Raw genomic sequence first — 7,018 nt, forward strand, 5'->3', positions numbered from 1 at the left:
GTGGACTTAACGGGTGCCCAAGCGCCAGGTTCCGCCGCGGCGATGACGGTTTTTTTCACACCCGATCCGCTGGCCCAGTGGAATGACGCCACTAACGGTTGCGGCCAGGGTCCGGGCTTGCGACATAGGGCCCCAAATGGCGCCCGCTCCCTCGATCCCAAAAGCCGCGTTCTGGATGGCTCTGTCAATCGCCTCGATGCTGGCGATGTCGGTTGCCGGCCGCGAAACGACCGCCGAGCTCAACGTCTTCCAGGTGCTGGAGCTGCGCTCGGTGATCGGTTTCTTCATCCTTTTGCCGCTGGTGATGATGAGCGGCGGTTTTGCCGCGATGCGCACCGAGCGTCCGTTCGCCCATATCGCCCGCAACATGATCCACTATACCGGCCAGGCCGCCTGGCTCTACGCGCTGACGCTCATTCCGCTCGCCGTGCTGATCTCGATCGAGTTCACCACGCCGATCTGGACGGCGGTTCTCGCCGTCAGCTTTCTGGGGGAAAGACTGTCCCGGTCGAAGCTCACGGCGATCGTGCTTGGTCTGATCGGCGTGGTCGTCATCGTGCGCCCAAGCGCCGGTTCGATGGACCCCGGCCACCTCGTCGTCCTGGGCGCCGCGGTCTGCTTCGGCATCTCGATGGTGCTGGTCAAGTCGATGACCAAGACCGAAAGCGTGGTGCGCATCATCTTCTGGATGCTGATCATCCAGTCGGCGGTTGGCTTGATCCCCGCTCTCTATAGCTGGCACACTCCCTCGCCCGGCCTCTGGCCCTGGATCTTCATCATCGCCTTCACCGGCATGTCGTCGCATTTCTGCCTGGCCCGCGCTCTCACCCACGCTGACGCCACGATCATCTCGCCGATGGATTTTTTGCGCGTGCCGCTGACGGCGCTGGTCGGCTGGCTGCTCTATCACGAGCAGATCGACGTCTTCACCGCCGGCGGCGCCGCCCTGATCCTCGCCGGCAACCTGCTCAATTTGCAGCGCAAGACACCGCAAGTGGCAGAGGCGGAGGCGGCAACGCCCTGAGCTAGACCAACTCCACTTCCACCACGCCCTGCACCGCACGCATGGCAGAGGCGATTTGCGGCGAGACGCGATAATTCCCCAAGCCGATCTCAACCTCGCCCTGCGCCTCTCCCTTGAGAACGATGATGCTGACTTGACTGTCGCCACGCTGTTTGAGCTGCGATTGAATGATCGATGATGGTCCATCGTCTCTGACAAAAATGCGTAGCGCTTTCTGGATGCGGCTGGCTTCGTCGTCCAGTGATTGCACCGAGTTAATGCGCAGGTTCACGCCCTCGGGCCTGTCTTCGGCTGCAACCATAATCACCACCGAACTCCCAGGCTCCAGCATGTCGCGATATTGCGCCAGGCCCTCGGAAAACAGCACCGCCTCATATTGGCCCGTCGTGTCGGAAAACTGCACGACGCCCATCTTGTTTCCGGTGCGGGTCTTGCGCTCCTGCTTGGAGGTGACCGTGCCGGCGAGGCGTCCGGCCGCGGCGCCGCGTTTGACCGCAGCCGAGAATTCCGCCCAGTTCTGCACCCGCATCTTCTGGAGTGCCGCCTTGTATTCGTCGAGCGGATGGGCCGAGAGGTAGAAGCCCACCACCTGGAACTCGCGGTGCAGCCGGTCCGCGGCAAGCCACGGATCGGTCGCGGGCAGGTTGAGCGCCTGCGATTGGCTCCCAAGCGATGCGCCGAAAATGTCGGCCTGGCCGGAAATGGCGTTCTGCTGCGCCAGCGAGGCCAGGCCCATCATGCGCTCGACTCCGGCCATCATCTGGGCGCGGTCGTGGCCGAAGCAATCGAGCGCGCCTGCCATGATCAGGCTTTCGAAAACGCGCTTGCCGACGATCTTCGGATCGACGCGCTCGCAAAAATCGGCAAGGTTCTTGAACGGCTTCTGGCCACGCTTCTCGACGATGTGCTCGACCGCCGCATCGCCGACGCCTTTGAGCGCCGCAAGCGAATAGAAGATCTTGTTTTCGCCGACCTCGAAGGGACGGAAACTCGACATCACCGACGGCGCCACCACCTCGATGCCGAGGCGCATGGCGTCCTGGCGGAAATCGGCCAGCTTGTCGGTGTTGCTCATGTCGAGCGTCATCGACGCCGCCAGGAACTCGACCGGGTAATGCGCCTTCAGGTAGGCGGTCTGGTAGGAAACGACCGCGTAGGCCGCCGCGTGCGACTTGTTGAAGCCGTAGTCGGCGAACTTGGCCAGGAGGTCGAAGATGAAATCGGCCTGCGGCTTTGAGACGCCGCGCTCGACCGCGCCGGAGACGAAGCGCTCGCGCTGCTTGTCCATCTCGGCACGGATCTTCTTGCCCATGGCGCGGCGCAGAAGGTCGGCTTCGCCGAGCGAATAGCCGGACAGCTCCTGCGCGATCTGCATCACCTGTTCCTGGTAGACGATGACGCCTTGGGTCTCCTTCACCAGATGGTCGATCTTGGGATGGATCGAGGCCATCTCCTCCTCGCCATGCTTTCTGGCGTTGTAGGTCGGGATGTTCTCCATCGGGCCAGGGCGATAGAGCGCCACCAGCGCGATGATGTCCTCGATGCAGTCCGGACGCATGCCGATCAGCGCCTTGCGCATGCCCGCACTTTCAACCTGGAACACGCCGACCACCTCGCCGCGCGACAGCATGGCGTAGGTGTCTGGGTCGTCGAGCGGGATCGTCGCGAGATCGATGTCGACGCCGCGCCGGCGGATCAGCTTCACCGCGGTCTCCAGCACGGTCAGCGTCTTCAGGCCGAGGAAGTCGAACTTCACCAGGCCGGCCTGCTCGACATATTTCATGTTGAACTGGGTGACCGGCATGTCCGAGCGCGGATCGCGATACATCGGCACCAGTTCCGACAAAGGTCTATCGCCGATGACGATGCCCGCGGCATGCGTCGAGGCGTGGCGGTAGAGGCCTTCGAGCTTCTGCGCCGTGTCGAGCAGCGTCTGCACGATCGGCTCCTTCTCCGCCTCCTCGGCAAAGCGCGGCTCGTTGGCGATGGCATCCGCCAGCTTGACCGGATTGGCCGGGTTCTGCGGCACCATTTTGGAGAGCTTGTCGACCTGGCCGTAGGGCATCTGCAGCACACGGCCGACGTCGCGCAGCACGGCGCGCGCCTGCAGCGTACCGAAGGTGATGATCTGCCCGACCTGGTCGCGGCCGTATTTCTGCTGGACGTAGCGGATCACCTCCTCGCGCCGGTCCTGGCAGAAGTCGATGTCGAAGTCGGGCATCGAGACGCGGTCCGGATTGAGGAAGCGCTCGAACAGCAGCGAGAAACGCAGCGGATCGATGTCGGTGATGGTGGTTGAATAGGCGACCAGCGAACCGGCGCCCGAACCGCGGCCCGGTCCGACCGGAATGCCTTGCGCCTTCGCCCATTTGATGAAGTCGGCAACGATCAGGAAGTAGCCCGGGAACTTCATCTTCTCGATGATGCCAAGCTCGAATTCGAGCCGCTCGCGATATTGCTCGACCGTGTAGCCGGGCGTCGGCCCGTGCGCGGCAAGCCGCGCCTCCAGCCCTTCGCGCGCCTGCCGGGCGAGCTCGGCCGCCTCCGCCTTCTCGGCCGCGTCCTTGTCTGCGGCGTCGGCGCCGGTGAAGCGCGGCAGGATCGGGCTGCGGTTCTTCGGATAGTAGGAGCAGCGCATGGCGATCTCGACCGTGTTGTCGATCGATTCCGGCAGGTCCGAGAAGAGCCGCGCCATATCGGCCTGGCCGCGCAGGAAATTGTCCGCGGCGAGCCGCCGGCGGTTGTCGGCGGCCACCACCGAGCCCTCGGCGATGGCGATCAAAGCGTCATGCGCCTCATAGTCGTCACGCTTGGAGAAGAACGCCTCGTTGGTGGCGACCAGCGGCAGTTCATGCGTGTAGGCAAGGTCGACCGTCGACTTCTCGACCATGCGATCATAGCCGGCGATCCGTTCCAGTTCGACATAGAGCCTGTCGCCGAACAGGTCTTTGAGGAAGAGCAGCCGCTGTTCGGCGAGATCGCGCCGGTCGGCCTTCAGAGCGGTGCCGATCGGGCCGCGCGGCCCGCCGGTGAGGCAGATCAGGCCATCGCTTCTGCCTTCCAGCATCGTGCTGGTCAGGTGCACCGGCTCGCCGGGCGGCGTCTCCAGATAGACCTTGCTGATCAGCCGCACGAGATTGGCATAGCCGGCCTCGCTGGCGGCGATCAGCACGACCGGCGACATTTCCGGTCCATGCCGGCGGCGGTCTCGCTGGCCGTCGCTCGCCTCGCCGGAAAAGGCGAGATCGACCTGGCAGCCGATGATCGGCTGGATGCCGTCCTTGACCGCCTTCTGGGCGAATTCGAGCGCCCCGAACAAATTGTTGGTGTCGGTGACCGCGATCGCCGGCGCCTCGTCCTTGACGGCATGGCCGACGATGGCGCCAAGCTGCAAGGCGCCTTCCAGCAGCGAATAGGCCGAATGCACGCGCAGATGGATGAAGGTCCGCGCCGGCGCTTCCGGCCGCGCGGCCTTCACGGCTGCTTCGCGCTGCAACGGGTCGCGTGGAAGTCGTTCATCCGCCATATTTTTTCGCGCCGTCCCAAAGACTCAAATCCATGCAGATGTATTGTCCCGGACGGGGCCATGCCAGTCCAGCACAATCGACCCACAGACCACAGGCGTGCGGCCCCGTATCGCCTCGTCTCAGGCGAACTCCATGATCACCGCATCGACCGCCAGGCTGTCGCCCGGCTTGGCGTTGAGCTTGGCAATGGTGAGGTCGCGTTCGGCGCGCAGCACGTTCTCCATTTTCATGGCCTCGACCACGGCCAGCGTCTCGCCGGCCTTGACCTCCTGGCCCTCGGCCACGGCGATCGAGACGACGAGCCCAGGCATCGGGCAGAGCAGCATCTTCGAGGTGTCGGGCGGCAGCTTTTCCGGCATCAGCCTTTCGAGCTCCGCGGTGCGCGGCAGCATGGCTTGAGCCGTCACCGACATGCCTTTCCAGGCGATGCGCAAACCGTTCAGCATCGGGCGGATCTGGGCGGCGATGTTCTTGCCGCCAATCGTGCCCTGCCAGATCGCGTCGCCCGGCCGCCAGTCCGAAGCGACGGTCAGCGGCCTGCCGCCATCGATCGACAGATCGACCTCCATCGGGATGGAAACCATGCCGTCGACGATTTCGACCGGAAGATAGTCAGCGTCGATCTTCGCCACCCAATCGCGCTTGAGATGGCCGGAATGCGGCGCCAGCCGGCCGCTCAGGCGGTCGAGCCGGTCGCGGCGCAGCAGTTCGATCGCGGTTGCAACGGCGGCAAACACCGCCCTCTCCCCGCCATCCGGCTCGACCGGCGCGAAGCCGTCCGGATATTCCTCCGCGATGAAGCCGGTCGACAGCCGCCCCTCGCGCCAGCGCGGGTGCTGCATCAGCGCCGAAAGGAAAGGGATGTTGTGCTCGATGCCATCGACGACGAAACTGTCCAGCGCCTCCGACATGGCGTCGATCGCCTCAAGCCTGGTCGGCGCCCAGGTGCAGAGCTTGGCTACCATGGGGTCGTAGAACATCGAAATTTCCGACCCTTCGGCGACGCCGGTATCGTTGCGGACCACGACATCGCCGAACGTGCCCTCCTCCGGCGGCCGGTAACGGGTCAGCCGGCCGATCGAGGGCAGGAAGTTGCGGAAAGGATCCTCAGCGTAAAGGCGGCTTTCCACCGCCCAGCCGTTGAGCTTCACGTCGCTCTGCTTGATGTCGAGCTTTTCGCCGGCGGCGACGCGGATCATCTGTTCGACCAGGTCGATGCCGGTCACGAGCTCGGTCACCGGGTGCTCGACCTGCAATCGCGTATTCATTTCAAGGAAATAGAAGTCCTTGTCCTTGTCGACGATGAACTCGACCGTACCGGCGCTCTGGTAGTCGACCGCCTTGGCCAGCGCCACCGCCTGCTCGCCCATCGCCTTTCTGGTCTTGGCATCGAGGAATGGCGACGGCGCCTCTTCGACCACTTTCTGGTTGCGGCGCTGGATCGAGCATTCGCGCTCGCCGAGATAGAGCGCGGTGCCATGCGCGTCGGCCAGCACCTGGATCTCGATGTGGCGCGGGTCGACGACGAACTTCTCGATGAAGACGCGGTCGTCGCCAAAGGAGCTTTTCGCTTCCGAACGCGCCCGGTCGAAACCGTCGCGCACCTCCGCCTTGCTCCAGGCGATGCGCATGCCCTTGCCGCCACCGCCAGCCGAAGCCTTGATCATGACCGGATAGCCGATCTCGCCGGCGATCCGTTCGGCATGGTCGGCGTCTTCAATGACGCCCAGCCATCCAGGCACGGTCGAGACCTTGGCCTCGCTGGCGAACTTCTTCGATTCGATCTTGTCGCCCATCGCCTTGATGGCCTTGGGCTTCGGTCCGATGAAAACGATGCCTTCCTTCTCCAGCGCCTCGCAGAAGGAGGCACGCTCGGACAGGAAGCCATAGCCCGGATGCACGGCTTCCGCGCCGGTCTCCTTGCAGGCGGAGACGATCTTCTCAGGGACCAGATAGCTCTGTGCCGCTGGCGGCGGTCCGATATGCACCGCTTCGTCGGCCATCTCGACATGCACGGCATCGCGGTCGGCATCCGAATAGACCGCGACGGTGGCGATCCCCATCTTTCGCGCCGTCTTGATCACACGGCAGGCGATCTCGCCGCGATTGGCGATCAGGATTTTCTTGAACATTCGGATGTCGTTCCTCCGGCGAAGCGGTCCTGTTCTATGGACAATTCCGGCCCGCCTCAAGTGCCCGCGGGCCGGCTCCTACGGCTGGCGCCGATTGCAGGAACCGCGCCGAAAAACGTCGCAACAGACGTTGGCCGCCAGCGCGGAACTCGCTAAGCTTGCCCGTGACGCCGAACGGATGGCAGGCTGCCATTCGCCACGAACAGCTTGCCGTTAGCTAAAACTTACAGATTGCCTTGGGAGGAGTGCCTCATGAAAACGCGTGCCGCCGTTGCCGTTGCCGCCGGAAAGCCGCTTGAGATCATGGAGGTGGACCTCGAAGGGCCGCGCGACGG

Annotated in this window: 3 protein-coding genes; 1 reads left to right on the plus strand and 2 read right to left on the minus strand. The window is 64.1% G+C overall.

Annotated elements, in window-relative coordinates:
* Positions 1 to 136 precede the first annotated feature (136 nt).
* A complete protein-coding gene (locus tag FJ414_RS20660; protein WP_140646188.1) occupies positions 137 to 1,024 on the plus strand; it encodes a DMT family transporter in 888 nt (295 codons plus the stop codon).
* Position 1,025: 1 nt separating this feature from the next.
* On the opposite strand, the gene dnaE is transcribed toward FJ414_RS20660, so the two are convergent.
* Both dnaE and FJ414_RS20670 read right to left on the minus strand, forming a co-directional pair.
* Complete coding sequence (gene dnaE, locus FJ414_RS20665) at positions 1,026 to 4,550, minus strand: DNA polymerase III subunit alpha (RefSeq protein ID WP_140646189.1); 3,525 nt, start codon at positions 4,548 to 4,550, stop codon at positions 1,026 to 1,028.
* 120 nt (positions 4,551 to 4,670) lie between these two features.
* Positions 4,671 to 6,683 carry an acetyl/propionyl/methylcrotonyl-CoA carboxylase subunit alpha gene (locus tag FJ414_RS20670; RefSeq protein ID WP_140646190.1) on the minus strand — a complete coding sequence of 671 codons (2,013 nt, stop codon included), beginning with the start codon at positions 6,681 to 6,683 and terminating at the stop codon, positions 4,671 to 4,673.
* Positions 6,684 to 7,018: the final 335 nt, after the last annotated feature.

This window comes from Mesorhizobium sp. B3-1-6, assembly GCF_006439555.1.
Lineage (GTDB): Bacteria > Pseudomonadota > Alphaproteobacteria > Rhizobiales > Rhizobiaceae > Mesorhizobium.

Excerpts from the sequence above, each read along its gene's own strand:
- FJ414_RS20660 (WP_140646188.1), top strand. The coding sequence starts at position 137 with ATGGCGCCCGCTCCCTCGATCCCAAAAGCCGCGTTCTGGATGGCTCTG.
- dnaE (WP_140646189.1), bottom strand. The coding sequence starts at position 4,550 with ATGGCGGATGAACGACTTCCACGCGACCCGTTGCAGCGCGAAGCAGCC.
- FJ414_RS20670 (WP_140646190.1), bottom strand. The coding sequence starts at position 6,683 with ATGTTCAAGAAAATCCTGATCGCCAATCGCGGCGAGATCGCCTGCCGT.